The 24870-nt window shown below is 73.0% G+C and carries 28 protein-coding genes; 20 read left to right on the forward strand and 8 right to left on the reverse strand.

Annotation, left to right across the window (positions count from 1 at the left end):
- The first annotated feature begins 64 nt into the window (after nt 1-64).
- Entirely contained in the window at nt 65-640 is a 576-nt protein-coding gene (locus QSK10_RS04840) for a hypothetical protein (RefSeq protein ID WP_285661355.1), read from the forward strand.
- 51 nt (nt 641-691) lie between these two features.
- Here the strand turns inward: QSK10_RS04840 and QSK10_RS04845 are convergent, their stop codons facing one another.
- On the reverse strand, nt 692-2563 hold the full coding sequence (locus QSK10_RS04845) for a serine hydrolase domain-containing protein (RefSeq protein WP_285661356.1): 1872 nt from the start codon (nt 2561-2563) through the stop codon (nt 692-694).
- Between the two features lie 91 nt (nt 2564-2654).
- Nucleotides 2655-4103, reverse strand: a complete 1449-nt coding sequence (locus tag QSK10_RS04850; protein ID WP_285661357.1) for an MFS transporter — start codon at nt 4101-4103, stop codon at nt 2655-2657.
- A gap of 79 nt (nt 4104-4182) precedes the next feature.
- Between QSK10_RS04850 and QSK10_RS04855 the strand changes: the two genes are divergently transcribed.
- The 8 genes from QSK10_RS04855 to QSK10_RS04890 all read left to right on the forward strand — a co-directional run bounded on the left by QSK10_RS04855 (nt 4183) and on the right by QSK10_RS04890 (nt 9829).
- Nucleotides 4183-4539 carry a DUF1304 domain-containing protein gene (locus tag QSK10_RS04855; RefSeq protein ID WP_285661358.1) on the forward strand — a complete coding sequence of 119 codons (357 nt, stop codon included), beginning with the start codon at nt 4183-4185 and terminating at the stop codon, nt 4537-4539.
- 1 nt (nt 4540) lies between these two features.
- Nucleotides 4541-5107, forward strand: coding sequence for a dihydrofolate reductase family protein (locus tag QSK10_RS04860; protein ID WP_285661359.1), 567 nt, complete (start codon nt 4541-4543; stop codon nt 5105-5107).
- Between the two features lie 121 nt (nt 5108-5228).
- On the forward strand, nt 5229-5630 hold the full coding sequence (locus QSK10_RS04865) for a GntR family transcriptional regulator (RefSeq protein WP_285662922.1): 402 nt from the start codon (nt 5229-5231) through the stop codon (nt 5628-5630).
- Entirely contained in the window at nt 5627-6496 is an 870-nt protein-coding gene (locus QSK10_RS04870) for an ABC transporter ATP-binding protein (RefSeq protein ID WP_285661360.1), read from the forward strand. Before QSK10_RS04865 ends, QSK10_RS04870 begins: the two co-directional genes overlap by 4 nt.
- Complete coding sequence (locus QSK10_RS04875; protein WP_285661361.1) at nt 6496-7494, forward strand: ABC-2 membrane transporter-related protein; 999 nt, start codon at nt 6496-6498, stop codon at nt 7492-7494. The genes QSK10_RS04870 and QSK10_RS04875 overlap by 1 nt, the downstream gene beginning before the upstream one ends.
- Before the next feature lie 209 nt (nt 7495-7703).
- Nucleotides 7704-8792: a hypothetical protein gene (locus tag QSK10_RS04880; protein WP_285661362.1), complete on the forward strand. Its 1089-nt coding sequence runs from the start codon at nt 7704-7706 to the stop codon at nt 8790-8792.
- Between the two features lie 11 nt (nt 8793-8803).
- Nucleotides 8804-9400 carry a hypothetical protein gene (locus QSK10_RS04885; protein WP_285661363.1) on the forward strand — a complete coding sequence of 199 codons (597 nt, stop codon included), beginning with the start codon at nt 8804-8806 and terminating at the stop codon, nt 9398-9400.
- Between the two features lie 126 nt (nt 9401-9526).
- Nucleotides 9527-9829 carry a hypothetical protein gene (locus QSK10_RS04890; protein ID WP_285661364.1) on the forward strand — a complete coding sequence of 101 codons (303 nt, stop codon included), beginning with the start codon at nt 9527-9529 and terminating at the stop codon, nt 9827-9829.
- 30 nt (nt 9830-9859) lie between these two features.
- Here QSK10_RS04890 and QSK10_RS04895 read toward each other — a convergent pair whose 3' ends face one another.
- Entirely contained in the window at nt 9860-10894 is a 1035-nt protein-coding gene (locus QSK10_RS04895; protein WP_285661365.1) for a glutathione S-transferase family protein, read from the reverse strand.
- 67 nt (nt 10895-10961) lie between these two features.
- Here QSK10_RS04895 and QSK10_RS04900 point away from each other — a divergent pair, with 67 nt between their 5' ends.
- From QSK10_RS04900 to QSK10_RS04910, 3 genes are all read left to right on the forward strand, one after another.
- Nucleotides 10962-11234, forward strand: a complete 273-nt coding sequence (locus tag QSK10_RS04900; protein WP_285661366.1) for a hypothetical protein — start codon at nt 10962-10964, stop codon at nt 11232-11234.
- Between the two features lie 44 nt (nt 11235-11278).
- Nucleotides 11279-11512 (forward strand): hypothetical protein, encoded by a 234-nt coding sequence (locus tag QSK10_RS04905; protein ID WP_285661367.1) that lies wholly within the window; start codon nt 11279-11281, stop codon nt 11510-11512.
- A gap of 96 nt (nt 11513-11608) precedes the next feature.
- A complete protein-coding gene (locus QSK10_RS04910) occupies nt 11609-12127 on the forward strand; it encodes a redoxin domain-containing protein (protein WP_285661368.1) in 519 nt (172 codons plus the stop codon).
- On the opposite strand, the gene QSK10_RS04915 is transcribed toward QSK10_RS04910, so the two are convergent.
- A complete protein-coding gene (locus QSK10_RS04915; protein ID WP_285661369.1) occupies nt 12124-12963 on the reverse strand; it encodes a hypothetical protein in 840 nt (279 codons plus the stop codon). The two genes, QSK10_RS04910 and QSK10_RS04915, sit on opposite strands and share 4 nt — an antisense overlap.
- Before the next feature lie 213 nt (nt 12964-13176).
- Here QSK10_RS04915 and QSK10_RS04920 point away from each other — a divergent pair, with 213 nt between their 5' ends.
- Complete coding sequence (locus tag QSK10_RS04920) at nt 13177-13542, forward strand: peptidase inhibitor family I36 protein (protein ID WP_285661370.1); 366 nt, start codon at nt 13177-13179, stop codon at nt 13540-13542.
- On the opposite strand, the gene QSK10_RS04925 is transcribed toward QSK10_RS04920, so the two are convergent.
- Nucleotides 13505-14068 carry an ArsR/SmtB family transcription factor gene (locus QSK10_RS04925; RefSeq protein ID WP_285661371.1) on the reverse strand — a complete coding sequence of 188 codons (564 nt, stop codon included), beginning with the start codon at nt 14066-14068 and terminating at the stop codon, nt 13505-13507. The genes QSK10_RS04920 and QSK10_RS04925 overlap by 38 nt on opposite strands.
- 48 nt (nt 14069-14116) lie before the next feature.
- Here QSK10_RS04925 and QSK10_RS04930 point away from each other — a divergent pair, with 48 nt between their 5' ends.
- Both QSK10_RS04930 and QSK10_RS04935 read left to right on the forward strand, forming a co-directional pair.
- A complete protein-coding gene (locus QSK10_RS04930) occupies nt 14117-16048 on the forward strand; it encodes a prolyl oligopeptidase family serine peptidase (protein WP_285661372.1) in 1932 nt (643 codons plus the stop codon).
- Nucleotides 16049-16061: 13 nt separating this feature from the next.
- A complete protein-coding gene (locus tag QSK10_RS04935; protein WP_285661373.1) occupies nt 16062-16400 on the forward strand; it encodes a YciI family protein in 339 nt (112 codons plus the stop codon).
- Nucleotides 16401-16509: 109 nt separating this feature from the next.
- On the opposite strand, the gene QSK10_RS04940 is transcribed toward QSK10_RS04935, so the two are convergent.
- Together QSK10_RS04940 and QSK10_RS04945 are read right to left on the reverse strand one after the other, a co-directional pair.
- Nucleotides 16510-16842 (reverse strand): hypothetical protein, encoded by a 333-nt coding sequence (locus QSK10_RS04940; protein ID WP_285661375.1) that lies wholly within the window; start codon nt 16840-16842, stop codon nt 16510-16512.
- A gap of 15 nt (nt 16843-16857) precedes the next feature.
- A complete protein-coding gene (locus QSK10_RS04945; protein ID WP_285661376.1) occupies nt 16858-19929 on the reverse strand; it encodes a S41 family peptidase in 3072 nt (1023 codons plus the stop codon).
- A 102-nt stretch (nt 19930-20031) separates the two neighbouring features.
- On the opposite strand from QSK10_RS04945, the gene QSK10_RS04950 reads away from it, so the two are divergent.
- The gene (locus tag QSK10_RS04950; RefSeq protein ID WP_285661377.1) at nt 20032-20841 is read left to right on the forward strand and encodes an Fpg/Nei family DNA glycosylase; all 810 of its coding nucleotides are present in this window, start codon (nt 20032-20034) and stop codon (nt 20839-20841) included.
- Nucleotides 20842-20869: 28 nt separating this feature from the next.
- On the forward strand, nt 20870-21796 hold the full coding sequence (locus tag QSK10_RS04955) for a S1C family serine protease (protein WP_285661378.1): 927 nt from the start codon (nt 20870-20872) through the stop codon (nt 21794-21796).
- Here the strand turns inward: QSK10_RS04955 and QSK10_RS04960 are convergent.
- Nucleotides 21774-22433 carry a ThuA domain-containing protein gene (locus tag QSK10_RS04960; protein WP_285661379.1) on the reverse strand — a complete coding sequence of 220 codons (660 nt, stop codon included), beginning with the start codon at nt 22431-22433 and terminating at the stop codon, nt 21774-21776. The two genes, QSK10_RS04955 and QSK10_RS04960, sit on opposite strands and share 23 nt — an antisense overlap.
- A 97-nt stretch (nt 22434-22530) precedes the next feature.
- Between QSK10_RS04960 and QSK10_RS04965 the strand changes: the two genes are divergently transcribed.
- The 3 genes from QSK10_RS04965 (at nt 22531) to QSK10_RS04975 (ending at nt 24818) form a co-directional block, all read left to right on the forward strand.
- Nucleotides 22531-23418: a GNAT family N-acetyltransferase gene (locus QSK10_RS04965; RefSeq protein ID WP_285661380.1), complete on the forward strand. Its 888-nt coding sequence runs from the start codon at nt 22531-22533 to the stop codon at nt 23416-23418.
- A gap of 152 nt (nt 23419-23570) precedes the next feature.
- The gene (locus tag QSK10_RS04970; RefSeq protein ID WP_285661381.1) at nt 23571-24626 is read left to right on the forward strand and encodes a LacI family DNA-binding transcriptional regulator; all 1056 of its coding nucleotides are present in this window, start codon (nt 23571-23573) and stop codon (nt 24624-24626) included.
- A 6-nt stretch (nt 24627-24632) separates the two neighbouring features.
- Entirely contained in the window at nt 24633-24818 is a 186-nt protein-coding gene (locus QSK10_RS04975) for a hypothetical protein (protein ID WP_285661382.1), read from the forward strand.
- Nucleotides 24819-24870 lie beyond the last annotated feature (52 nt).

Consider the following 24870-nt stretch of genomic DNA (forward strand, 5'->3'; position numbering starts at 1 on the left):
CCGCGGGTCATCGCGTTCATAGGCTTCCGGTCGTCCGAAGGGATGCGATCCGAGGGGGAACCGGATGCTCAAGTCACTGTGGGGACGGCTGCTGGCCGTCGCCGTCATCTTGTCCGTGGTGCCGCTGGTGAGCGGCTGCTCGGACCCGCCGCTGGTCCGGATCGCCTACCGGCAGATCGGCGGATGCCAGGGCGTGCCCGACCGCGAGACCAACGGGCAGCCGTCGGGGGCCGTGGCCGCCGGAGCGGGCTTCGACTACGTGGCCTACCGCGTCGACGTCATCGACAACTCGGCCAAGGGCGCGGCCACCTTCAACTTCGATCCGGAGCTGCTGAGCCTGGGCGACAGCTCGCACGGCGAGAACTTCGTGCAGATCGGTTACGCCACCGGCCTGGGCGATCAGTTCGGGCTGCCGCCGGCGGTGTTCCACCCCGGCGACAAGACCGCCTACGCCGAGGCCAGGGTCTGGGCGATCGTCGACCGTCCCGACCCGAACAAGCCGTCATCGACCACCATCGACGCCTTCCCGCTGGTCTACCGGACGCCCGCCGGGTCACCGGGGGTGAACCTGGTCGACGAGGACGTCCGGCCCGGCTTCCCCTACCGCCCCAACTGCGTCGACCTGGAGTCGCTCGGCTGAAGGGTGCCGCGCGGGCCGGTCGCGGGAAGCGGACCGGCCCGCGCGCGCCTGTCACAGTCGCGCGGTGAACGGCCATCCGAGCAGCTGGTAGTACCCGGCGACGGCGCTGAAGGCCACCATCAGCACGGTGAGCGCGGTGTAGTGGACGCGGGTGGCGGTCCCCCACCACCCCGCGCGCCAGGCGGCGGCGGTGAAGCCGACGGCGGCGGCGCTCACGACGGCCGCCAGGGTCAGCAGCGCGGGTATGGCGTTCAGGAGGGGCGAGCCGCCGACGAGGAGGCCGACGCCGAGGCGGTCCACGTCGGAGGCGGCCACGGCGATCACGGCCACGACTCCGGCCAGGGACGCCACGAAGGCCCAGCCGGTGGCGCGGGCGAGCTTGGCGGCCGTGGGAGCGGGAGTGGCCCGCCTGCGCCGGAGGAGGGCGATGAGCCACCAGACGGCGGTCACCGGCAGCGCCAGGAGCGTCAGCGCGATGATCACGGCGTGGGGCAGCGGCTCCCGGTACCAGGCGGCGCGTTCGTAGGCCTCGGCCGGGAAGCCGTCGAAGAAGAGGTACCGCGCCTCGCCGTCGGCTTCGCGGCGGAAGCCGATGACGGTGCCGTCGGCGCCGGACCAGAGGTCCCCGGCCAGCGGCGTGTACTCCACGCCGCCGACGTCGAGGCGTCCCCCGTCGGCGGTGACGGTCAGGGACGAGAAGAGGTTCGCCACGCGGGTCGGGTCGGTGCTGGGGGTGCGGGCGCTCTGGTAGGTGCCGGCGAGGCCGTCGGTGTCGCCGGGCGCGGCGGGCGGCGGGTTGCCGGTGGAGGGGAAGAAGCGGCTCACGAAGGCGTCGATGAGCTCGGCGCGCAGGTTGTGGCCGTTCCCGTCGCCGTTGTAGGTGACGTACACGCCGGTGTTCCGCTCGGGCAGGAGCGCCAGCCCGGCGTGGAAGCCGGGGACGTCGCCGCCGTGTTCGAGGAGCCGCTCGGCGCCGATGGACTGCTCCATCCAGACCAGGCCGAGTCCGGGCAGGCCGGGGTGGTTGGCCCACTGCCGCTGCCGCATGAGGGCGACCGACGCCGGGCTCAGCACGCCGCCGCCGTCGCCGAGGTGGGCGAGCATGAAGCGGCCCATGTCGGGGGCGGTGGTGACGGTCCCGCCCCCGGCGGGGACGTCGTGGCCGTACTGGCCGCCGATGGGTTCGCGGCCGGATCCGTAGCCGGTGGCGAGGAGGGCGGCGATCGGCTCGGGGGCAGGCTGGACGGCGGTGCTGGAGGTCATGCCGAGGGGCGCGAAGACCTCGTCGCGCAGGTAGTCGGCGTAGGGCACGCCGGAGACGGCCTCGACGACGTACCCGGCGAGGGCGAGGGCGTAGTTGTCGTAGACGGCGACCTCGCCGGGCGGGCGGACGCGGGCGGGCATGTGCTCGCGGACGTAGTCGCGCAGCGGGAGGACGTCGGCGGCCGTCCGCGCGCCGGTGCCCAGGACCAGGCCGTCGAAACCGGCGGTGTGGGTGAGCAGGTTCCGCAGGGTGACGGGCCTGCCGGGGTAGGTGTCGGGGACCTCGAAGTCGAGGTACTCGTTGACGTCGGCGGCCAGGTCGAGCCGCCCGCGATCGACCAGGCTCATCACGGCGGTGGCGGTCCAGAGCTTGGCGGTGCTGGCGTTGAAGAAGGCCGTCCCGGGCTCCACGGGGCGGCCGGACGCCAGATCGGCCGTCCCGTAGCCGCCCGAGTAGGTCTCGCGTCCACCGGCGACCACGGTCACCGAGGCGCCGGGGATGTCGGCCTGCGTCAGCAGCCCCGGCAGGGTGTCGTCGAAGAAGGCCTTCGCCGACTCCGGGGTCAGTTCGGGCGGCGCGGCCGCGGCGGGCGCGACGGGTATCGCGGACAGGGCGATCCCGGCCGCGAGGGGCAGCAGGAGCCGTCGTCGGATGCTCATGCCCCAAGGCTCGGCCGCGAGCGGGCGCGGGACATGGCCTCAGGGGCGGGATCGGCTCACCGCGTTACGCCCGGGGAGGTCATCCCCAGGGCTAACGGACCCGGCGCGGCAGGGCCAGCACGAGCAGCAGCGCGGCCAGGCTCAGGCAGGCGCTGACCAGGATGGCGTTGGTGGCGGCCTCGCTGAAGCCGGTCGCGACCGCCGCCGGGGTGTTGCCGCGCACCACGAGCGTCCCGAACAGGACGCTGCCCACCACCGCGATGCCGATGGCGCTGCCGATGCGCTGGACGGCGGCGACCACGCCGCTGGCCGCGCCCGCCTCGGCGGGGGCGACGGTGGCCACGATGAAGGAGGTGTTGGGCGCGATGAAGAAGCCGTTGCCGAGACCGGCCACGAACAGCGGGACCAGGAACTGCCAGTGGCTGAGCCCGTCGGCGGGGGTCAGCAGCAGCACCAGCCACACCGCCGTCAGCCCGGCGGTGACCAGGGCGGCACCGGCGATGAGGACGGTCCGGCCGTAGCGCTTGGCGAGCCGGTTGCTCTGCGCCGCGCCGATGATGTTGCCGATGGCGAAGGGCAGCGACACCAGCCCGGTCTCCAGGGCGGTGTGCCCGAGCCCGGCCTGCCACAGCAGCGAGATGACGAAGAAAATACTGGTGAAGGCGGCGAAGTAGATCAGCGCGAGCACGACCCCGCCGGTGAACGCGCGGTGCCGGAACAACCCCGGCGGGACGAGCGGGCCGCGCCCGCGCCGGGCGTAGGCGTTCTCCCACAGCGCGAAGGAGACCAGGAGCAGCAGGCCGCCCGCGATGGACAGGAACGTCCACGGGGGCCAGCCGGCGTCCTCGCCCTGGATGAGCGGGACGAGCACGGCGACCAGGCCGCCGGTGACCAGCAGCAGCCCGAGCCAGTCGACGCCACCGGACAGGGTCTGCGAGGCGGACTTGCGGGGCAGCAGGACGGCCGCCGCGATCAGCGTGAGGACGCCGATGGGCAGGTTCACCCAGAACACCAGGCGCCAGCCGTTCTCCTCGCCCGCCGCCTGGATGATCAGGCCGCCCAGGATCGGCCCGAGGGCGGTGGACACGCCGATGACCGAGCCCATGACCGCGAAGGCCCGCCCGCGCGCCCTGGGCGGGAACAGCAGCTGGATGAAGGCGGTGACCGCCGGGACGTACACGCCGCACGCCAGGCCCTGCGCGACGCGCGAGACGACGAGCTGGAGGTCGCTGCGGGCGAAGCCGCAGGCGAGGCTGGCGAGGGTGAACAGGCTCAGGCCCGCGAAGAACACCCACTTGTGGCCGAGACGGTCCCCCAAGCGCCCGGCGGGGATCAGCGCCAGGCCGAAGGCGAGGGCGTAGCCGGAGATGATCCAGGACAGGGTCGCCTCGGAGGCGTTCAGGCTGTTGCGGATCGGCGGTAGCGCGACATTGACGATGGTGGTGTCCAGCAGGGCCATGAACATGCCCGCCAGCAGCACCGACAGGGCCCGCCAGGTCCGGCCGGTGACGGCGGGTTCCGCGGCGCCGGTGCTGGACATGGGCTCCACGATATGTGCCGGTGGGCTCCGGCTCGGCGGTTACCGCGACATTCGCCGCGCCGGGGACGAGGATGGCGGCATGAACGTCGTCGCCGTGATCCTGGCCCTGGTGGCCGCCGCCGTGCACGTGCTGATCTTCGTGCTGGAGGCCGTCCTGTTCCCGCGGGACGCGAAGGTGCGCGCCCGGTTCCGGGTGGCGCCCGCCGACGCCGAGGGCGTCCGGCCGTGGGCGTTCAACCAGGGCTTCTACAACCTGTTCCTGGCCGTGGGCGTGGTCATCGGGGTGGTCACCGGCGAGCGCGTCCTGGTGGCCTTCTGCTGCGGTTCGATGGTGGCCGCCGCGCTGGTGCTGGTGGTGACCGACCGGCGGATGCTCCAGGGCGCGGTGGTGCAGGGGCTGGTGCCGCTGGCGGCGCTGGCGCTGCTATGGGTATGAGATGCGCAGACTGACCTATTTCATCGCCACGAGCCTGGACGGTTTCATCGCCGATCCATCGGGTTCGCTGGCGCCGTTCTTCCCGCTGCCCGACGGGATGGCGGAGTACCTCGTGGGCGAGTACCCGGAGACGCTGCCGGCGCATCTGCACGAGCCGATGGGCGTGGGTGGTTCCTCGGGCCGCTTCGACGCCGTCCTGATGGGCCGTGGGGCGTGGGAGCCGGGTCTGGCCGAGGGCGTGACGAGCCCGTACTCGCATCTGGACCAGTACGTGTTCTCCTCGACGCTGGGGGCGGTGGACGGGCTCACGGTCGTGCCCGGGGACGCCGTGGCGGCGGTGCGGGAGCTGAAGTCGCGCGAGGGCGGCGGGATCTGGCTGCTGGGCGGCGGGCGCCTGGCGGGCGCGCTGGCGGGTGAGATCGACGAGCTGATCGTGAAGGTCTACCCGCTCGTGCTGGGCGAGGGGCGTCCGGTGTTCGAGGGCGGGCGGCCGGAGCGGCTGACGCTGGACGGGACGCGCCCGATCGGCAGCGGCGGGGCCGTCGAACTGCGGTATTCCAGCAGGTAGAACGCATGGTGAGGGGACCGTCGGGCCCGGCCCGGCGGTCTTTCTCCGTACGCCGTCCACTGTTGACGGACGAAGTTCTGTTCTCTTAAAGTACTAGGACCCTAGATAAATGGAGTACGTGGTGATCGAGTTCCACCTCGACGGCCGCTCGGGTGTCTCCCCCTACATGCAGCTCGTCCAGCAGGTCCGGCGGGCCGTACGGCTGGGGATGCTCACCGAGGGCGACCGGCTGCCGACCGTCAAGGAGGTCGTCGCGCGGCTGGCCATCAACCCGAACACGGTACTGAAGGCCTACCGCGAGCTCGAACACGAGGGCCTCGCCGCCGCCAAACCCGGGGTCGGCACCTTCATCACCCACCGGATCACCGACTCGTCCCTGGCCGCGCACGACGCGCTGCGCGGCGAGCTGCGCACCTGGCTGGACCGGGCCACCGCCGCCGGGCTGGACGCCGAAAGCGTCGAAGCCCTCTTCGTGACCACCTTCCGCGAGCACACCGAGACCAGAACTGAGGAGCCGGCATGAAACCGGTTTTAACGACCCGGGGACTCACCCGACGCTACGGACGGCGCACCGCGCTGTCCGACTGCACCATCACCGTCCCCTCCGGGAAGGTCGTCGGACTCGTCGGCCCGAACGGGGCGGGCAAGTCGACGCTCCTGCGCATCGCCGCGGGGGCGCTGCCGCCGACCGCCGGTGAGATCGAGGTCCTGGGCGGGCGGCCGGGCTCCGGTCCCGGCCAGCTGGCCAAGGTCGCCTTCGTCGCGCAGGACACCCCCGTCTACGCCGGGCTCACCGTCGGCGACCACCTGCGCTTCGGCGCCAAGACCAACCCGCGCTGGGACGACGCCATGGCCCGGGAGCGGCTGAAGTCGCTGGGACTCAAACTCGACCAGCGCGCCGGGCGGCTGTCCGGCGGGCAGCGCGCGCAGCTCGCGCTGACCATGGCCGTGGCGAAGCGTCCCGAACTGCTGATCCTGGACGAGCCGGTGGCCGCCCTCGACCCGCTCGCCCGGCGCGAGTTCATGCAGGGCCTCATGGCGCACATCGCCGAGCACGAGGGCAGCGTCATCCTCTCCTCTCACGTCGTCTCCGACCTGGAACGCGTCTGCGACCACCTGATCGTGCTGGTGGACTCGCGGGTGCGCGCCGACGGCGAGGTGGAGGACCTGCTCGCCGGGCACCACCGGCTCACCGGGCCCCGCCGCGACACCGCCGACCTGCCCGGGGACGTCATCGCCGAAAGCCACGTGGGACGCCAGTCGACGGTGATCCTGCGCGGCCCCGCACCCGAACCCGATCCCGCCTACGAGGTGGAGAAGCTGAGCCTGGAGGACCTCGTCCTGGCCTACATGTCCAGCGACGCCCGGCCCGCATTGGAGATGGCCTGATGTACTGGTTCGCCTGGCGCCAGCTGCGCCTCCAGACCGTTTACGCCGCCGGGGCCCTGGTCCTGCTCGGCCTGGCCCTCACCTTCACCGGCCTCACCCTCGCCTCCTCCTACGCCGACACCGTCGCGGTGTGCGGGACCGACTGCACCGACGCGGTCAAGGCGTTCCTGCGGGACGCCCAGACGGGCGCGCCGGCGGCGGTCTACGTCACCGGGCTCGCGCTGGCGTACCTGGTGCCGCCGCTGATCGGCGCGTTCTGGGGCGCTCCCCTGGTCGCGCGGGAACTGGAGACGGGCACCCACAACCTCGCCTGGAACCAGTCGGTGACGCGGACCCGCTGGCTGGCGGCGAGGATCGCCGTCACCGGCACCGCCACCGCGGCCGTCACCGGCGTCCTCGCCTGGGCCGTCACCGCCTGGGCCGGGCACGTCGACACCGTGCGGGGTGACCGGATCACCCCGCTCGTCTTCGGTGGGCGCGGCGTCGTCCCGGTCGCCTACGCGCTGTTCGCGTTCCTGCTCGGCGTGACGCTCGGCGCGGTCATCCGGCGCACCGTACCGGCGATGGCGGCGACCCTCGGCGTCTACGCCCTGGTGGTGGCCTCGTTCCCGGCGTGGCTGCGCGAGCGGCTCGTCACGCCGGTGCACACCACCGCACCGCTGGACATGGACCGCCTGGGCGACCTGCTGATCAACCAGGACACCAGCATGGAGGTCACGGGGAAGGGCCCCGAGGGCGCGTGGATACTCACCAACCAGACCCTGTGGCCGGACGGACGGGTCTTCACCGGACCCGCCGACGCCGCCTCCTGCGGCCGCGACAGCGCCTACGGGATCTGCGAGAAGTGGGTCAGCGGCCTCGGACTCCAGCAGGACGTGGTCTACCACCCGTCCACGCACTTCTGGTCCCTCCAGTGGGCCGAGGCGGGCGTCTTCATCGGGCTGACGGTGCTGCTGGCCGGGTTCTGCTTCTGGTGGGTGCGCAAGCGCGTCGTCTAACACACCCCGGCCCGGCGGGAAGGCGGACGCGCCGGGAGTACCCGCGAAGACCCGGATACATCCCCTTTGGACAGTCCACAGTGTCCGCCAGGACGCCCCGGCACCGGCTGCGGCCGAACCGGGGCGTCCATATGTTTTTCAGGACACAGCCTTCCGAAGGGGGAAGCCATGCGCCTCCACGACCGCCCCGGGGCCGCCCGATGATCTGGGTGAACGGAGTACAGATCGACCCGGGCGATCCCAACATCACGCCCGCGACCCTCGCGTGGGTCACCGACGGCTTCATCCGCGACTACGCGAACTGGGCCGCCGTCAACGCACATGCCAACGGGAACACCGACCACGTCGGGGCCGTCGCCGTCGGGCCGGGCGTGCCCGCGCACACCTGGGTCGAGTTCTCCCCGGCCAACGTCGCGGGCATCAACGTCCTCGGCGAGGACCACACGCACGTGCGCCTCGAACACGTGCGCGCCGCCACCGGGCTCACCAGCTTCGTCTACGAGGTCTTCGCCTGCGACAACTGGAACAACTACCCGCAGATGATGGCCGCCTACAACACCGAGAACAACGCCAGGTTCAACCTGTTCGGCATCCAGGCCGCGCCCAACCACACCAACCACGCCAGCGAGTCGATCTTCCCCAAGCTCGCCGTGGGCATGCTGCTGCTCGCCAACTGCCTCAACGGGGGCGCGCCCGTCGCCGAGCTGGCCGACCGGGTCGCCTACTACGGACTGCCCGTCCAGCGCTACCTCAAGATCGCCTGGGGCTTCGCGAAGGACGTGCGCCACACCGAGCAGGCCGCCCCGCTGGCCGCCACGGCCGAGGAGACCGCGCTCTCCCTGCTCGTCCACCAGCACACCGCCGCCGTGGACGGGTTCATCACCGGCCTGCCCATCGACGGCTACCTGGGCGACCAGATCGTCGGCGTCACGCTGCCGCACACCCCGGCGCTGCTGGCGCTGGCCAACGCGATCCTCAACCTCCTGATCGCCCGCAGCGCCCACGATGGCGGCCTGCTCCCCCCGCAGCAGAACCAGCTGAACCTCCTGCCGCACGGCACCTTCATGGAGAAGTACGTCAAGCTCGGCCTGTGGCGCAACCTGTACTTCGTCAACCGCGTGACCCACGCCGTCAACAACAACGTGCGCTTCGCCGGGATGGGCCAGCAGCACATGGCCTACCTGAGCCAGAACAACCACCTGCCGCCCACCGCGCACCTGTACGACATGCAGCCGCAGGGCGCGGAGTGGCGGGGGTTCCGGGTGAAGACCACGACCCACTGGGCCAACCACCACTGAGAGGAGGACCGATGGCACCGATCAACGTCCGGGCGAAACTGACCCGTGGCAGGAAGTTCCCCGCGCTGCGGGACCTGTCGGCCGCGCAGACCGTGTGGTGGCTGGGCGAGCAGTTCCGGTTCCGCGACGAGTCCGGGCGCCCGGTTTCGGAGGTGCTGGCCGACGTCACCGCCCCGCGCGGGTTCGGCAGCACGCCCAGGTCCCTGGAGGGGATCATGGACACCTTCCTCGACCTGAAGGGCGTCACCGAGGTCTACGGCGACCGCGCCAAGGGCACCGGGATCATCATCGACTCCCAGGGCAGGCGGCGTGCCGTGGACGCCTCGGTGATCCTGCCGCTGGCCGCGCAGCTGTTCGCCGAGGACCTCAAGGGCCTCACGCCCGGAGCGCGGTCGAAGATCCTCGGCCGCGACACCGTCGCCTACGCCAAGACGCTGACCGGCTCCGACGAGGCCGGTTCGTTCCGGCAGGAGCAGAAGCTGACCGTGGCCGGGACCTACGTACTGCTCCGCGAGACGGCCGCCGGCCGGGCCTCGGCGCGCACCGAGGTCACCGCCCTCGACGAGGGCGTCGTCACCGCCGCCGACGTGACGCCTCCGGCGAAGTGATCCCTTCCCGGGCGGCGCCGGTTTCGCCCGGCTCCGCCCGGGACGTCCGGCACCCGCCGTCACCGGTTCCTAACGATCCGGTCTCGGCCATTGCCGCGCGCGCCGGAAATGATCACACTTCCTCGAATGAGCGACGCGCAGACCCAGTGGAGCCCCGGCCTCGAACTCGACGAGCATCCCGACGGCTGCCGCCTGGTCCTGGTCGGCGTGACGCGCGGGCACGGCTCGACCCTCCAGGAGGCCTCCGCCGACCTGCTGACCCGGCTGTTCGACCTGTCGGTGGCGGTCCGCCGCGCGGCCGGCGCGAAGCCACCGGTGCGCGGCGTCCACCGGCCCGAGGTCTGGCGGTGGCTGTGGCGCACCGGCGATCTCGCGTTGCGCGGCGAGGACCTGCGGGCGCACGTCTTCGGGGACGCGCTGCCCGTCTAGAAGTGCTGCCCGCCTAGCCACCTCGCCCGCCTAGTCCGCGCCCCACGGGGTGTGCGCCAGCGGCACCGTCTCGGCCACCGGCGTCGGGCCGGGCGGCGTCCCGTCGCCGAAGGGGCGCCCGCCGAGCTGCTCGCGGTGATGCGGGCTCAGCCAGCCGCGCAGGTCCGGTCCCAGCGGCACGATCCCCGTCGGGTTGATGTCGCGGTGGACCTCGTAGTAGTGGCGCTTGGTGTGGTCGAAGTCCACGGTGTCGCCGAAGCCGGGGGTCTGGAACAGGTCGCGCGCGTAGGCCCACAGCACCGGCATCTCGGCCAGCTTCGCGCGGTTGCACTTGAAGTGGCCGTGGTAGACCGCGTCGAAGCGGACCAGCGTGGTGAACAGCCGGACATCGGCCTCGGTGATGGTGTCGCCGACCAGGTACCGCTGGTCCGACAGGCGCTCGGCGAGCCGGTCCAGCCGCTCGAACAGGCGCCGGTGGGCGGCCTCGTAGGCGCGCTGCGAACCGGCGAAACCGGCCCGGTAGACGCCGTTGTTCACGTCCCGGTAGATCACCGAGCCGATCTCGTCGATCTCCTCGCGCAGGGCCTCCGGGTACAGCTCGGGCGCGCCCGGGCGGTGGTGGGCGGTCCACTCGGTGGACAGGTCGAGGGTCATCTGCGCGAAGTCGTTTGTGGCGACCGCGCCGGAGGGGACGTCCACGATCGCGGGGACGGTGATGCCGCGCGGGTACTCCGGGTCGCGCTTGAAGTACGCCTCCTGGATGCGCTCGATGCCCAGGACGGGGTCACGGCCGCCGGGGTCGAGGTCGAAGGTCCAGCTGCGCTTGTCGTGCGTCGGTCCGCACACGCCCATCGAGATCGCGTTCTCCAGCCCCAGCAGGCGGCGGACGATGATCGCCCGGTTCGCCCACGGGCAGGCGCGGCTCACCACGAGCCGGTAGCGGCCCGCCTCGACGGGATACCCGTCGCGGCCGTCGGCGGTGACGCGGGTGGTGATGTAGCGCTGATCGCGCTTGAACTCGGCGCCCGGCTCGACGTACGAACCCGATTCTGGTTCCTCGGTCATGCCGCCATCGTCGCACCCCCGGGCGAACTCCGGCGGAACCGAGGGGGCCGCCGCTCGTTATCCGGTCATGAGGATCGCCATGCCCTCGCCGGCCCACCTGTCCCTGGACGCGTGGCTCGTCGCGCAGTCGCACGAACCGCCCGCCGGAGGCTACGGCGAACGTGAGCTCGCCCGGCACGCCGAGCGCATACGGCGGATTCCGAAAGAGATCTCCGAAACCCGCCAGGTCAAAACGGATGGATCTTCGCCTACCCGGCGCTTACGCATCGTGACGGCACACCGAACGCATAGAAACCGTTACCAGAACACCGTCGATGATCGCTTTTGGTGTGCCGGTTGATCTACGTTCCTCTCCGACCTGTTCCGATCGGGAAGGAGCTCCACATGCGCGCTCTCAACAAGTTCTCCGACAAGCTGCTCTCCGCGTTCGTCGGCAAGGCCGTCGCCGGCGCCTGCGTTCCGGAGAACGGCTCCAAGGGCTGGTACGACTGCGGTTCTTGTAAGTGCGAGGACGGCCAGCGCTGGATCAAGAAGCAGTGCGAGTACCGCGTGACCTGCTACGGCGGCACCGTCGACACCGGCGCCACGCGCTGCATCACCACGCAGAACATCTGCTAGCCGGGTGGGGCCGCGGCTCGTCCCGCCGCGGCCCCGCCTCTCCCGCCGGGGTTCGTCCCACCCCGGTGGCCGTCCCTCACGAATCGGAAAGCAGCCGTGATCGCCACCCTCACCGCCGCCGTCGTCCTGCTGGCCGTGCTGACCGCCTTCCTCGGCGCGGTCCTGGCCCGGCTGGTCAAGCGCGTCCGTGAGCTGGAGCGGACGCTGTCCCCGCAGAGCTACCTCCCGGCGACCGGCGTCGAGGCCGCCGACTTCGCCGCCACCGACGCCGAGGGCCGCGAGCTGAGCGCCGCCGACCTGTCCGGCGAGACCGTGGTGGCGATGTTCGCCGCCGGGTGCCACTCCTGCCCGCCGCTGCTGGCCGAGCTGGCCGCCGCCCGCGCCGGGCGCGAGGCCGCCGAGACCCTCGTGTTCGTCTTCGACGGCGAGGACTCACCCGAGTCGGCCGAGCTCATGGCCACCGCCGGGACCTTCGCCCGCACCGCCCGCGTCCGCTACGGGACCGTGGCGCCCGCCTTCGGCGTCGACTCGTTCCCGGTGTTCCTGGCGATGCGGGACCGCACGATCACCGCCGCCGGGCACTCCCCCGACGAGCTGGGCGTCCTCGCCGCCTAGGCGACCTCGACGACCGCCCACATGCCCTGTGCGGTGTGGAACGCGCCGGTCTCGTGGTCGTGCGCCCAGCTCACCAGCGCGTAGCGGCCCGGCGCGAGCGGGACGTCCACGCTCAGCGCGCGTCCCGGCGACAGGACCACCGAGCCCTGCGGCGTCCCGGCGAAGGGATAGGGCGAGGTGCGCATGTCGGTGAAGAAGGCCTGGACCTCGGCCCCACCGAAGCCGTCACGCAGGGGCATCAGGATCGCCTCGTTCATCTGCCCGCTCAGGTTGACCACCGCGAACGGCCGCCCGGCGGGCAGGCGCGCGGGGGCCGCGAAGCGTGCGCCCGACGGGGTGTCGTGGATCAGGACCAGCCCGGAGGCGTCGACGGAGGCCGACGCGCGCGTGCCGCCCACGCGCAGTTCCCGGACGCGTGCGGCCAGCCCCGGGCGGCCGACGTCCTTGTAATCGATCAGGTGGTAGACGCCCCGGCTCAAGTCGGCGGTGAGCGTCCCGGTGTCGCCGTCGCGCAGGGCCGGGCCGCCGTAGGCGGTCACGTCGGCCTCCACCTCGCGCGCGGCCGCCAGGGCGTCCGGCCCGTCGGCGAAGGCGCGCGTGAGGTCGTCGAGATAGTCGCCCAGCGCGACGCCCGGCTTGAGGCGGACCAGGCCCGGCCACGCGCCCTCGGGGTCGTGGGCGGTGACGCGAATCGACACGCGTCCCCACGGCGCCGACACTGGGGCGGTGAGCCCGCCGGGGGTGACGGTGACGTCCACGGCGCTCGCGGCCGAGGCGGGGGCGGGGATCAGCACGGCGGCGGCGAGCGCGGCCAGGGCGAGGAGTGACTTCTTCATGCCCCGCACGGTATGGACGCGGTTCGTGCCCGCGCGTCGTCCCGGAGTCGACACCTGCCGGGGGTCGCGTACGACCGGGGTCGCGGGGGCGGCCGCAACTTCGGCGGCAAGCGCTTCCCGAGGTCGAATTCACGACAGCTATTGGGATTGCGCCCCCAAGTCGGTCGCGGCTCGTTAGCTTTCGAGTCAGTTCCAAGATCAACTGGGGGAACCATGTCCAAGACCATGCGCCTCGTGGGGTGGGCCGTGGCCGTCGCGCTCGCGATCGCCGTGGCGCCACCGGCGTCGGCGGCCCTCACCGAGGACTCCTGCGATTCCGAGCGCTTCTGCGTGTGGAATCCCGATGGACGCAAACTGTCCCTGAGCAATGGCGCCTACGACCTCAACGAGACCGCGGGCGGCGTACTGAACGATGCGATCTCATGGGCGACGAACAACTCCGGTTACACCTGGTGTCTGTACGCCGACGCCGGTTACCGGGGCGACTACCGGATCTACGCCAGCGGGTACGACGGCGACACCGACGAGTTCGGGTGGCAGGTCAGCTCGCTGCGGGCGGAGCCGTGGTACGGCTGCTGACCGCACCCGAAGCCGATGCCGCCTCGTCCTTCATCGCGAAGGCGATGGCGGTGACGCTGACGCGTTCGGCGCCGGGGGTGTGGGCGGGGACGGCGGACTCGTGGATGCGCCCGATGGCGGTCACGAGGCTGTCGTAGACCTCTTTCCACACCTCCGGTTCCAGCCACAGCTCGCCGTCCACGGCGAGCAGGGGCCGTCCGGTGGTGTGCGCGGGGACGCGCGCGCGGGCGGCGTTGGCCAGGCTCTCCACCAGCAGCGGGAGCCCGCCCTCGGCGGCCTGCTCGCTGAGGGGCAGGCCGTGGACGGCCTTGAAGAGGCGTTCGCGCCCGCCGCGCTTGGCGCGGACCTCGACGAGTTCGACGTAGCCGGTCTTGTCCAGGACCCGCAGGTGCTGGGTGGCCAGGCCGTGCCCGATGCCCAGGACGCGCGCGAGCTCGGCCGCCGACATCGGCTCCGCCCACATCAGCGAGAGCATGCGCAGGCGTACCGGGTGCGCGAGGGCGCGGAGCTTGGGAGAGGTGGCCATCCGACCAGTGAACCAGACTCGCCCTCTAGACGTTGCTAGGGTGTCGGGATGACCCACCCCGTCATCACCCGCTCCGAGGCCGTCGTGGAACGGCACGGCGTGCGGGTTCTGGACCCCTTCCGGATCCTGGAGGATCCCGCCCACCCCGAGACCGCCGCCTGGCAGGAGGCGCAGGACGCCCTTGCGGCGGCACGGTTCGCCGAGCTGGACACCGCCGGTCCGCTGCGGCTGCTGGCGTCGCTGGAGCGTCCGGCGATCGGCCTGCCGCGCGCCGGTGGCGACCGCCGGTTCCACACCCTGCGCGGGCCCGAGGACGAGCAGCCCGTGCTCATCGTCACAGTCGGTGGCGAGGAGCGGGTGCTGCTGGACCCGCTGGAGCTGGCCGCCGACGGGACCGTCGGCCTCGACGGCCACTCCCCCTCGCCCGACGGGCGGCTCATCGCGGTGCACACCAGCCGGATGGGCGACGACCGGTGCGCCCTGCGCGTCCTGGACGTCGACAGCGGCGCCGAGGTCGACGCGCCCGACCCGGTCGGCTGGGTCGGGGACGTGGCGTGGCTGCCGGACGCCTCGGCCTTCGTCTACTCCCGCGACGGCGAGCTGTGGCGGCACGCGCCGGGCACCCCGTGGGCCGACGACGTCCGCGTGCTGGCCGGGCAGGGCGTGCCCGGGGCGGAGTACCGGCTGTCGATCGCCGGGACGCGCCTGGCGGTGACGCTGGTGCACGGCTCGAACATCCGCTCCGACGTGTTCGTGCTCGACCTGGCCACCGGCGGGCGCACCGACGTCCACATCGGACGCGACGTGCTGTCCACGGCCTTCTTCGACGCCGATGGGCGCCTGCTGCTGCTCACCACCGACGGCGCGCCCAACGGGCGGGTCGTGGAGGCCGGCGAGGAGGAGTGGCGCGACCTGATCCCGGAGTCGGGCGACGTCCTGTACGACGTGGCGGTGCTGGACGGCGGCGTCCTGGCCGCCCACCGGCACCACGTGGTGAGCCGCCTGACCCTGTACCCCGTGGACGGCCCGCCCGTGCCGGTCGCCCTGCCCGGCCCGGGCACCGCGCGGCTCGGCGGGAACGGGCTGGTGTCCTTCACCGACCCCGTCACGCCTCCGCACCTGCTGCGCCTGGACGGCACCCGGCTCGTCCCCGGCCCCGGCCCGGCGCCCGTGCCGGTCCCCGGCGTGGAGGTCCGGCAGGAGTTCGCGGTCTCGGCCGACGGCACGCGCGTCCCGATGTTCGTGCTCTCCCCGGCCGGCGCCGAGGGGCCGCTGCCGACGGTCGTGGAGGGCTACGGCGGCTGGGGCGTGTCCTGGCCGCCGGAGTACCGCGCGCACCGGCTGGCGTGGGTACTGTCCGGCGGGCGGTACGCGTGGACGAACCTGCGCGGCGGCGGCGAGTACGGCGCCGAGTGGTTCCTGGGCGGGATGCGCCGCGAGCAGCAGAACCCCATCGACGACTTCGTCGCCTGCGCCCGCCACCTGACCGACCTCGGCCTGACCAGCCCGGAGCTGCTGGCCGCCACCGGCGGCAGCAAGGGCGGCCTGACCGTCGGCGCGGCGATCACCCAGGCACCGGACCTGTACGCGGCGGCGGTGATGAACATGCCGATGCTGGACATGGTCCGCTACGAGGAGTACGGCGTCGGCGGGCAGTGGGTCGACGGCTTCGGCACCGCCGAGGACCCCGCGGACTTCGCCGCCCTGGTGGCGATCTCCCCGCTGAACCGGATCCGGCCGGGCGTGCGCTACCCCTCGGCGCTGCTGACCGTCCTCGACCACGACACCCGCGTCGACCCCGCACACGCCCGCAAGCTCACCGCCGCGCTCCAGGACGCCGGGTCGAAGGCGGTCCTGCGCCGCAAGGCCGAATCCGGCCACGGCGGCTCCTCCGCCGGGCGCGCCCGCGACCTGCACGCCGACCACATCGCGTTCCTGGCGGGCGAGCTCGGGCTGAAGGGAAATGTCGCAGGGGCCTGATAGATGTCAGATCATGACCGAATACATGATCTCGTTCAATGACGGGCAGATGATCATCTCGGACGCCGACCTCCCGGAGGTCGCAGCGGCCGCCGTCGCGGTCGTCCACGAGGCCAGGGCCGCGGGGGTCTGGGTCTTCGGCGGCGGTCTCCTCGACCCCGGGACGGCCAGCGTGGTGGCGGTCGACGGCACCGTCACCGACGGCCCCTTCGCCGACGCGAAGAACCACGTCGGCGGCTTCTCGGTCGTCGACGTCGCCACCCGCGAAGAAGCCCTGGAGTGGGCGGCGAAGCTGGCCGTGGCCTGCCGATGCGCACAGGAGGTACGGGCTTTCGCGCCGGACGCGACCTAACGGTCGGCCGGTCGGGCCGACGTGCCCATCCGGGCACGTCGGCGGCACCGGCGGTGGCCGCGCGCCACGCGGCCCTCGACGGCACCCGGGCGCCGGTGGCGAAGCGGCCCTACACGGCCCACACCGGCAGTCCCGCGAGCCAATCCGCCGCCTTCGCCGCCACCTCGCCCGGCTCCCCGGTCGCGGCGAAGGCGTGAGCGGTGGGCCGGTCGAAGGAGAAGACCTGGTTGTGCACCTCATCGCCGCGCACTCCCTCATCGCCGTGCACTCCCGCCTCGCCGGGGAACAGGCCCCGGTGGGTGCCCACTCCCCGGGTTCCGTCGCGGTACTCGATGTCCCGGGTGAGGCAGATCAGCGGCACGGCCCACGGGCGCTCACTCCACCCGGCGGTCATTCGGCCGAGCGCGGTGGCGAAGGCGGTACGCGTCCCACTCTCCGTCACCCGTGCTCAGCACCCTCACCCAACCGCCCTCGGCGGCAGCGGTGGCTGCCGCCGTACCGGCTTGGGCCGCACGTCGTGCTCGTAGGCCGGGCGTTCGGCCAGGTCCGCCAGGGCGCGCTCGATGCCCGCCGCGAGCTGGGGGTCGCGCCCGGCGGCGCGGTCGGCGGGGGTGAGCACGACCTCCAGGTCGGGGTCGACACCGTGCCCTTCCACGCCCCAGCCGACGGTGTCGAAGGACAGGGCCATGGCGGGCTGGGTGGTCGCGGAGCCGTCGGCGAGGACCTGCCGGTGGGTGCTGCCGACCACGCCGCCCCAGGTGCGGGTGCCGATGAGGGTCCCGAGCCCGAAGAGGCGGAAGGCCTGGGCGAAGATGTCGCCGTCGGAGCCGCAGAACTCGTTGACCAGGGCGACCAGGGGTCCGCGGGGTGACTCCAGCGGGTAGGGCTGGGTGCGTCCCTCGCGGAACTGGACCTGCCCGATGCGGCGGCGGGCGAGTTTCTCCAGCACCAGCGGCGACAGGTGGCCGCCGCCGTTGAAGCGGGCGTCCACGATCAGCGCCTCGCGCCAGTACTCCGACAGGTAGTGGCGCATGAAGGTGGCGTAGCCCTCCGGCATCATGTTCGGCAGGTGGACGTACCCGACGCGCCCGCCGGTCTCCTCGTGGACGCGGCGGCGGTTGGCCTCCACCCACTCGCGGTAGCGCAGCCCGGTCTCGTCGGCGAGGGGGACGACGGTGACGGGCCCGCGTCCGGCGATGGTCAGCTCGACGGGCTTCCCGGCCTGCCCGACGAGCAGCTCGGGCGGGCCGCCGGTGGACACGGGACGCCCGTTGACCATGGTGATCTTGTCGCCGGGGACGATCCCGGCCGCGCGCAGCGGCGAGCCGCGCTCGGGGTTCCACGGGTCGCCGGGCAGGACGCGCTCGACGCTCCAGTCGGCGGCCCAGTCGACGCCGAGGTGGGCGGGCGCCTCGCGCAGGCCGTCGAGGGGCGGGGCGAACTCGGCGTAGCCGTGCGAGGTGGCCAGCTCGCCGTGCATCTCCATGATCAGGTCGTGCAGTTCGCGGCGGCTGCGCAGGCGCTCCAGCAGAGGCGCGTACCGCTCCCACACGCCGTCCCAGTCGATGCCGGACATGTCGGCGGTCCAGAAGTGCTCGCGCTGGGCGCGCCAGGCCTCGCGGAACATCTGCGGCCACTCGTCGGCGTCGCGGACGCGCGCGGTGATGCGGCCCAGGTCCAGGTACCCGGCCTCGCCTTCGCCGGAGGCGCCGGACGGCAGGACGCGGCGGCGGTCGCCGGAGCGGTACAGCATCGTCGAGCCGTCGCGGGAGACCTCGACGTCGGCGACGCGGTCGGCGATCTTGGTGAGCGCGGCGGTGGCGAAGTCGAGGCGCTCCAGGGTGTCGGCGACCGTCCCGGCCGGGCGGCGGCGGTCCAGCTGGTCGTGGGCGACACCGGACAGCAGCAGCGCGCGCCCGCCCGGCAGGCCCAGGACGCGCTTGTAGCGCCCGTCGGGCACCGGGAAGCGGTGCACGCGCCCGGTGATGCCGTCCAGCTCGACGCCGGTGCCCTCGCGCTCGCCGGGCTCGAAGGGCGAGCCGAGGCCGGGCCGCAGCTCCACCGCGTAGGGCCGCGATCCCTTGAGGAAGGCCATGTCGAGGTGCAGGGCGTCGTAGACGGGCGCGAAGTCGCGGACGGAGACGAAGTACAGGTAGTGGCCGTCGGGGTCGAAGCTCGGCCGCGAGTCGTGCACGAGCCGTTCGGCGGCCGCGCTCCATTCGCCGGTGTCCACATTGCGCAGCCGGACGCTCGCGCGGGCCTCGCCCTCGGGTTCGGTGCCCTCTTCGGGGTACCGGTAGGCGATCCAGGAGCCGCCGGGGTGCCAGACGGCGTCCAGCAGGGCGCCGTGCGGGGACCGGTCCAGCTCGCGCACCGAGCCGTCCTCAAGGCCGACGAGGTGGAGGCGGTAGCGCTGGTCGGCGACGATCGCGCGCCGCCCGTCGGGGCTGACGGCGTACTCCACGATGGAGCCGAGATCGGCCTCCACGGCCGTCCACGACTCGGTGGCCAGGGTGGTCAGCCGCTCCTCGGGACCGGCGTCGCAGGCGAGCGCGGCGATGGTGTCGCCGAGGTGGCGGACGGTGTGGTGGCGGGTGGCGGGGTCGCCGAGGCGCCGGACGGGCCCGGGCGCGACGGGGAGGTCGTAGAGCCCGCCGCGCACGGTGACCGCGACGCGCGTGCCGTCCGGGGAGAGGGTGGCGTCGCGGGCGTGGGCGGCGGCGTCGACGAGGCGCGGCGGGCGCGGCCCGAGGGCGATCTCGACGTCGATGCGGCGGGGGTGGCCGTCGGCGTCGGGGGTCTCGATGGCGTAGAGCTCGCCGCCGGCGTGGTAGACCAGCCGGGAGCCGTCGGTGGAGAGGCCGCGCGCGTAGAAGTCGTCGTGGTCGGTGTGGCGGCGCAGGCCGCCGTCGGCGCCGAGGCTGTAGACGTTGCCGGTGCCTTCATGGTCGGCGACGAAGAACAGCCGCCCGAAGGCCTCGACGGGCGCGCCGACGTTGCCGGGCAGGCCGGTGAGGACGCGGGCGGGGTCGCCGGTGCCGTGGGGGTCCCACCAGGTCTTGCCGGTGGCGCCGCCCCGGTAGCGCTTCCAGTAGGCGGGGTCGTACCAGCCGTGCCATACGAAGCGTTCCCCGGCGGCGGTGCCGCCGGTGCCGGCCGGGCGTGGCGCTCCGCCCTCGGCGGGCACCTCCCACATGGCCAGGCCGACGGCGGCGGGGAGGGTGTAGCGCACGGCGGTGCCATCGGGCGTCCAGCCGAGCCAGGTCACCGCGGGCGCGCCCTGCCAGGTGAGCTGGGTGGTCTCGCCGGTGCCGGGGTGGTGGAGGTGGATCTCGGCGGTGCCGCGCGCGGTGGACACGAAGGCGAGGCGGGTGCCGTCCGGGGAGAAGGCGGACGGGCCGGTGGCGCGGCCGACGGTGAGCCGCTCGGCGCGGCCGCCCGCCAGTGGGACCCGCCAGAGGTCGTCATCGGCGCCGAAGACGACGGTGTCGCCGTGGACGGTGGGGAATCGCGGGTAGGGGCGCGGCATATGGGCCTCCTGGCGATGTGGGGGCTTCGTCGGCGGCGGAGCCGCGTCCGGGAAAGAGTAGTTTTGCCGGGCACCGTCCGATAGCCCGATCATTGGAGCGCCATGCCCGAGGGCCACGTCATCCATCGCCTGGCCGGGACTTACACCGACCGCTTCGGTGGCCGTGTGACCTCGGTCACGAGTCCACAAGGGAGGTTCGCGGCGAGCGCGAAGCTGCTCGACGGCTCGGTCTTCGAGGCGGCGGAGGCCTTCGGGAAGCACCTGTTCCTGGGCTTCGGCGACGCCGGGTGGGTGCGGGTGCACCTGGGCCTGTACGGCAAGGTCGCCTTCGCCGAGGGGCCGGGCGGGGCGGCGGTGGGGCAGGTGCGGCTGCGGGTGTCCACCTCGGACGGTCACGCCGACCTGCGGGGCCCGGCGGCCTGCGAGCTGATCGGTGAGGCCGAGCGCGAGGCGGTCCTGGACCGGCTCGGCCCGGATCCGCTGCGGGCCGACGCCGATCCGGAGCGGGCGTGGCGGCGGATCTCGCGTTCGCGGACCTCGATCGCGGCCCTGCTGATGAACCAGGAGGTCGTGGCGGGCGTGGGGAACATCTATCGCGCCGAGGTGTTGTTCCGGCATGGCGTGGACCCCTACCGCGAGGGCCGGAACGTGACGCGGGACGAGTGGGACGCGATGTGGGCCGATCTGGTCGTGCTGATGCGCGCGGGGGTGGGCGCGGCGCGCATCGACACCGTCCGCGAGGAGCACACGCCGGAGGCGATGGGCCGCCCGCCGCGCGTGGACGACCACGGGGGCGAGGTCTACGTGTACCGGCGGGCGTCGATGCCGTGCCTGGTCTGCGGGACGCCGGTGGCGCAGGCCGACCTGGCCGCCCGCAACCTGTTCTGGTGCCCCTCCTGCCAGGAGGCATAGAAGTTCGTCTATGCGTGTTGGTCTCGGCATGACCGAAGCGATGGACGCCTACAGCAGCATCGTCACCACCGTCGCCGACCGCATCCTGCCGAGCGTGGCCGCGCTGTCCGTGCGCGGCCGCCGGGGCCAGGGCTCCGGCTCGGCCTTCGCCTTCACCGACGACGGATTCCTCCTCACCAGCGCACACGTGGTCACCGGCGCCGAGCACGGCACCGCCACCTTCTACGACGGCTCCAGCTCGCGCTTCGACGTGGTCGGCGCCGACACCCTGTCCGACCTGGCGGTCCTGCGCGCGCACGGCTCGCCCGCCCCGACCGCCGAACTCGGCGACGCCGACACCCTGCGCGTCGGGCAGCTCGTCATCGCCGTCGGCAACCCCATGGGCCTGGCCGGATCGGTGACCGCCGGGGTCGTCTCCGGCCTCGGGCGCTCCATCCCCGCGCGGGACGGACGGCACGTCCGGCTCATCGACGACGTCATCCAGACCGACGCCGCCCTCAACCCGGGCAACTCCGGAGGCGCGCTGGCCGACTCCGCCGGGCGCGTCATCGGCGTCAACACCGCCGTCGCCGGATACGGGCTGGGCCTGGCCGTCCCGGTCAACGCCACTACCCGCCGCATCATCGGCGAGCTGATGTCGACCGGCCGCGTGCGCCGCGCGTGGCTGGGCGTGGCCGGGGTCCCGGTGCCGCTGCCCCCGCAGACCGCCGAGCGGCTCGGGCAGCGCCACGGGCTGCGGGTGGTCGAGGTCGTCCCGGAGAGCCCGGCCGGGGTCGCCGGGATCTACCTCGGCGACGTCCTGCTCTCGGCCGCCGGTGAGCACCTGACCTCGATGCAGACGCTCCAGCGGCTCATGCTCGGGCCCGCCATCGGCAACCGGCTCCAGATCACCCTGCTGCGCAAGGGCGCGCTGGTGGACGTCGTGGTGGTGCCTACCCAGCTCGGGGTGAAGTGACCGACCGAATGCCGCCGAGCAGGTGGGCGAGGAACGCCGGCTCGGCGAAGGACTCCTCGGTGTGCCCGAGGGCGGTGTAGAAGGAGCGCCCCTCGCCGACCTCGCGGCACCAGGCGATCGGGTGATCGGCGCCGAAGGCCGCGCCCTCGTAGCCGCCCTCGTCCACGGTGAGCAGGACGCGCACCCGCCCGCGCGGGTTGGCCTCGAACTCGTACCACTCGTCCACGCGCTCCCACGTCCCACCGAGATGGGCGGTGGACGGGTGGTCGCGGTCCTCGACGCCGATCACCGCGGGCTGCACGTGGGGATGGCGGGTGAACCACGTGCCGACGAGCTCGCCGAACCAGTCCCACCCGCGCTCGGTGGTGGACGCGGCGTGCACGCCCACGAACCCGCCGCCCGACTCGACGTACTCGCGGAAGGCGGTGCGCTGGGCGTCGTCGAAGACCACGCCCGAGCTGGACATGAAGACCACCGCGGCATAGCGCGCGAGATTGGCGCGGGTGAAGTCCGCGGCGTCCTCGGTGGCGTCGACGGCGAAGCCGTGCTCGTCCCCCAGCCGCGCCACGGCGGCGATCCCGGCGGGGATCGAGTCGTGCCGGAAGCCGGTGGTCTTGGAGAAGACGAGCAGGCGCATCCGGCGATCCTAACCGGCTTGGCAAGCGCTTGCCGGACTTCCCCCGGGAGCATCGGCGGTTTAGGCTCCCGACGGCCGATCGACCGAAGGGGAAGCCATGACCGACTTCGAGATCCGCACCGCCACCGAGGACTACGACCCGCAGATGGTCGCCGTCTTCCGGGAGGCCTTCCCCGCGCTGGTGATCAACACCGGGTCGCTGGCGCACAGCCGCGCCACCGTCGGCGGGTACGGGGCCCTCATCGCCTTCCGCGACGGCGAGGCGGTGGGCGTGGGCACGACCGGATACCCGGCCTGGTCGGCCCAGCGCGAGGGCTCCATCAGCCTCGGCGTCCTGCCGGACGCCCGGCGGGCGGGCATCGGCTCGGCCCTACTGGAGCGCCTGGTCGCCCACCACCGCGCGGACGGCGGCGGCGCGATGCGGGCCGCCGTGCGCAACGCCGAGTTCCTGGCCTGGGCCGAAAAGCGCGGCTGGCGGCCCGGGCGCACCTCCCGCGTCTCGCGCTGCGAGCTGTCCGAACTGCCGCCCGCCCCGGACGTCCCGGCGGACGTGCGGATCGTCCCGCTGTCGGAGGTGGCCGACCTGCGGGCGGTGCACACCGCCGACGCCCTCGCCACGAGCGACATCCCCGGCAATCCCGTCGGGCCCATCCCGTTCGAGGGCTGGCGCGACTTCCTGCTGACCGACCCGCGCATGGACACCGGCCTGAGCCTGGTCGCCTACATCGGCGAGGACGTGGCCGCCATGACCTACATCCACCGCGCCGGGGAGCGGGTCAACTCCGCCTTCACCGGCACCCACCCCGGCCACCGCGGACGCGGGCTGGCCACGTTGCTCAAGGCCCTCGCCCTGCACGGCGCCGCCGGGGCGGGCGCGACGGTGGCCTTCACCAACAACGACAGCAAGAACGCGCCGATGCTCGCGGTCAACACCCGGCTCGGCTACCGGCCCTTCGTGGAGATGACCACCGTCCAGCTGGACTAATCCGGCCATAACCCGCCGAAGCCACGGGATCCCTTGCGACATAAGGGATCCCGTGTGACGCAAGGAACCGCCTATCGAGTGGCGCCGGGACGGGCCGCTCGCGTACTGTATCGATACAGAGGAACTGGATCGATACAGAAAGGGGTGGCCACATGCGACCGACGCTTCAGACCGTCGCCGACGCCGTCGGCGTTTCGCGCAGCACCGTCAGCAACGCCTACAGCCGCCCCGATCAGCTGTCCACCGATCTGCGGGACCGGATCCTGTCCGCCGCCCGCGACCTCGGCTACGCCGGCCCCAACCCGACCGCGCGCTCGCTGCGCCGCGGCCGCGCCGGAGCCATCGGCGTCCTGTTCACCACCGGGCTGTCCTACGCCTTCTCCGACCCCTACGCGGTGCAGTTCCTGCGCGGCCTGGCCGAGTCGGTCGAACGCCACGACACCGGCATGCTGCTGATCCCCATGTCCAACACCGACGAAGAGGCCAGCGCACGCGCGGTCGCCGACGCGGTGGTGGACGGGTTCTGCGTCTACTGCGTCCCCGAGTGGCACGCCTCGCTGGCCGCGATGCGCGACCGGCAGCTGCCCGTGGTGACCACCGAGATCCGCGACGACCACCGCGGCGACGAGATCCAGGTCGGCATCGCCGAGCGGCCCGCGATGGCCGCCGCCGCCCGCCACCTGCACGCGCTCGGCCACCGCGACGTGGCCGTGCTGATCGCCGACATGGCCCCGGCGACCGCCGCCGGGCCGCTGCGCGTGGACTCCCCCGACGCCATCCGCTACTACGTCGACCGCGAACGCGCACACGGCGTCGCCGAGGTCTTCCCCTGGGCCGAGGTCACACTGATCAACGCCGCAGGGAACTCCCGGGGCGCCGGTGCCGCCGCGGCCGCCCACGTCCTGGACCGGGCCGAACGCCCCACGGCGATCCTGGCCTGCTCCGACGTCCTCGCCCTCGGTGCCCTCGACGCGGTGGCCGCTCGCGGCCTGCGCGCGGGCGCCGACATCTCGGTCACGGGTTTCGACGACGTACCCGAGGCCGCCCGAGCCGGGCTCACCTCCGTCCGGCAACCCTCCGTCAGCAAGGGCGCGCTCGCCGGTGAGCTGCTGCTCGAAAACAAGCGGGAGACGGCCGACCGCCGTGTGCTCCTGCCGACCGAACTGATCGTCCGGGCCTCAACCGGGCCCGCGCCATCGAGGAGTTGACACTCAATGGACCTGCACCCGCTCGGTGTGCTCGCCGTCGACGCCACCCGCCGCCACGTGACCTCGGCCCTGCCGAACGCGCCCGTCGTCCCGCCCCGCCAGCCCCGCCGCCCCGGCAGGGTGCGCATCGGTGCCGCCGGGACGCTGCGCCGGATCGCCGACCGGCTCGACACCCGCCGTCCGGCCCGCTAGAGCCTTCACCCTTCCCCCCAAAAGAGCCGCCCGCCCCGACCTCGCCATGGAG

This window comes from Actinorhabdospora filicis, assembly GCF_030269765.1.
Taxonomy (GTDB): domain Bacteria; phylum Actinomycetota; class Actinomycetes; order Mycobacteriales; family Micromonosporaceae; genus Actinorhabdospora; species Actinorhabdospora filicis.

Coding starts and splice junctions, on each gene's coding strand:
- QSK10_RS04885 (WP_285661363.1), top strand. CDS start 8,804: ATGGCACCGATCAACGTCCGGGCGAAACTGACCCGTGGCAGGAAGTTC.
- QSK10_RS04905 (WP_285661367.1), top strand. CDS start 11,279: ATGCGCGCTCTCAACAAGTTCTCCGACAAGCTGCTCTCCGCGTTCGTC.
- QSK10_RS04845 (WP_285661356.1), bottom strand. CDS start 2,563: ATGAGCATCCGACGACGGCTCCTGCTGCCCCTCGCGGCCGGGATCGCC.
- QSK10_RS04915 (WP_285661369.1), bottom strand. CDS start 12,963: ATGAAGAAGTCACTCCTCGCCCTGGCCGCGCTCGCCGCCGCCGTGCTG.
- QSK10_RS04955 (WP_285661378.1), top strand. CDS start 20,870: ATGACCGAAGCGATGGACGCCTACAGCAGCATCGTCACCACCGTCGCC.
- QSK10_RS04960 (WP_285661379.1), bottom strand. CDS start 22,433: ATGCGCCTGCTCGTCTTCTCCAAGACCACCGGCTTCCGGCACGACTCG.
- QSK10_RS04860 (WP_285661359.1), top strand. CDS start 4,541: ATGCGCAGACTGACCTATTTCATCGCCACGAGCCTGGACGGTTTCATC.
- QSK10_RS04965 (WP_285661380.1), top strand. CDS start 22,531: ATGACCGACTTCGAGATCCGCACCGCCACCGAGGACTACGACCCGCAG.
- QSK10_RS04875 (WP_285661361.1), top strand. CDS start 6,496: ATGTACTGGTTCGCCTGGCGCCAGCTGCGCCTCCAGACCGTTTACGCC.
- QSK10_RS04870 (WP_285661360.1), top strand. CDS start 5,627: ATGAAACCGGTTTTAACGACCCGGGGACTCACCCGACGCTACGGACGG.
- QSK10_RS04950 (WP_285661377.1), top strand. CDS start 20,032: ATGCCCGAGGGCCACGTCATCCATCGCCTGGCCGGGACTTACACCGAC.
- QSK10_RS04890 (WP_285661364.1), top strand. CDS start 9,527: ATGAGCGACGCGCAGACCCAGTGGAGCCCCGGCCTCGAACTCGACGAG.
- QSK10_RS04935 (WP_285661373.1), top strand. CDS start 16,062: ATGACCGAATACATGATCTCGTTCAATGACGGGCAGATGATCATCTCG.
- QSK10_RS04925 (WP_285661371.1), bottom strand. CDS start 14,068: ATGGCCACCTCTCCCAAGCTCCGCGCCCTCGCGCACCCGGTACGCCTG.
- QSK10_RS04900 (WP_285661366.1), top strand. CDS start 10,962: ATGAGGATCGCCATGCCCTCGCCGGCCCACCTGTCCCTGGACGCGTGG.
- QSK10_RS04975 (WP_285661382.1), top strand. CDS start 24,633: ATGGACCTGCACCCGCTCGGTGTGCTCGCCGTCGACGCCACCCGCCGC.
- QSK10_RS04850 (WP_285661357.1), bottom strand. CDS start 4,103: ATGTCCAGCACCGGCGCCGCGGAACCCGCCGTCACCGGCCGGACCTGG.
- QSK10_RS04920 (WP_285661370.1), top strand. CDS start 13,177: ATGTCCAAGACCATGCGCCTCGTGGGGTGGGCCGTGGCCGTCGCGCTC.
- QSK10_RS04945 (WP_285661376.1), bottom strand. CDS start 19,929: ATGCCGCGCCCCTACCCGCGATTCCCCACCGTCCACGGCGACACCGTC.
- QSK10_RS04930 (WP_285661372.1), top strand. CDS start 14,117: ATGACCCACCCCGTCATCACCCGCTCCGAGGCCGTCGTGGAACGGCAC.
- QSK10_RS04855 (WP_285661358.1), top strand. CDS start 4,183: ATGAACGTCGTCGCCGTGATCCTGGCCCTGGTGGCCGCCGCCGTGCAC.
- QSK10_RS04895 (WP_285661365.1), bottom strand. CDS start 10,894: ATGACCGAGGAACCAGAATCGGGTTCGTACGTCGAGCCGGGCGCCGAG.
- QSK10_RS04840 (WP_285661355.1), top strand. CDS start 65: ATGCTCAAGTCACTGTGGGGACGGCTGCTGGCCGTCGCCGTCATCTTG.
- QSK10_RS04970 (WP_285661381.1), top strand. CDS start 23,571: ATGCGACCGACGCTTCAGACCGTCGCCGACGCCGTCGGCGTTTCGCGC.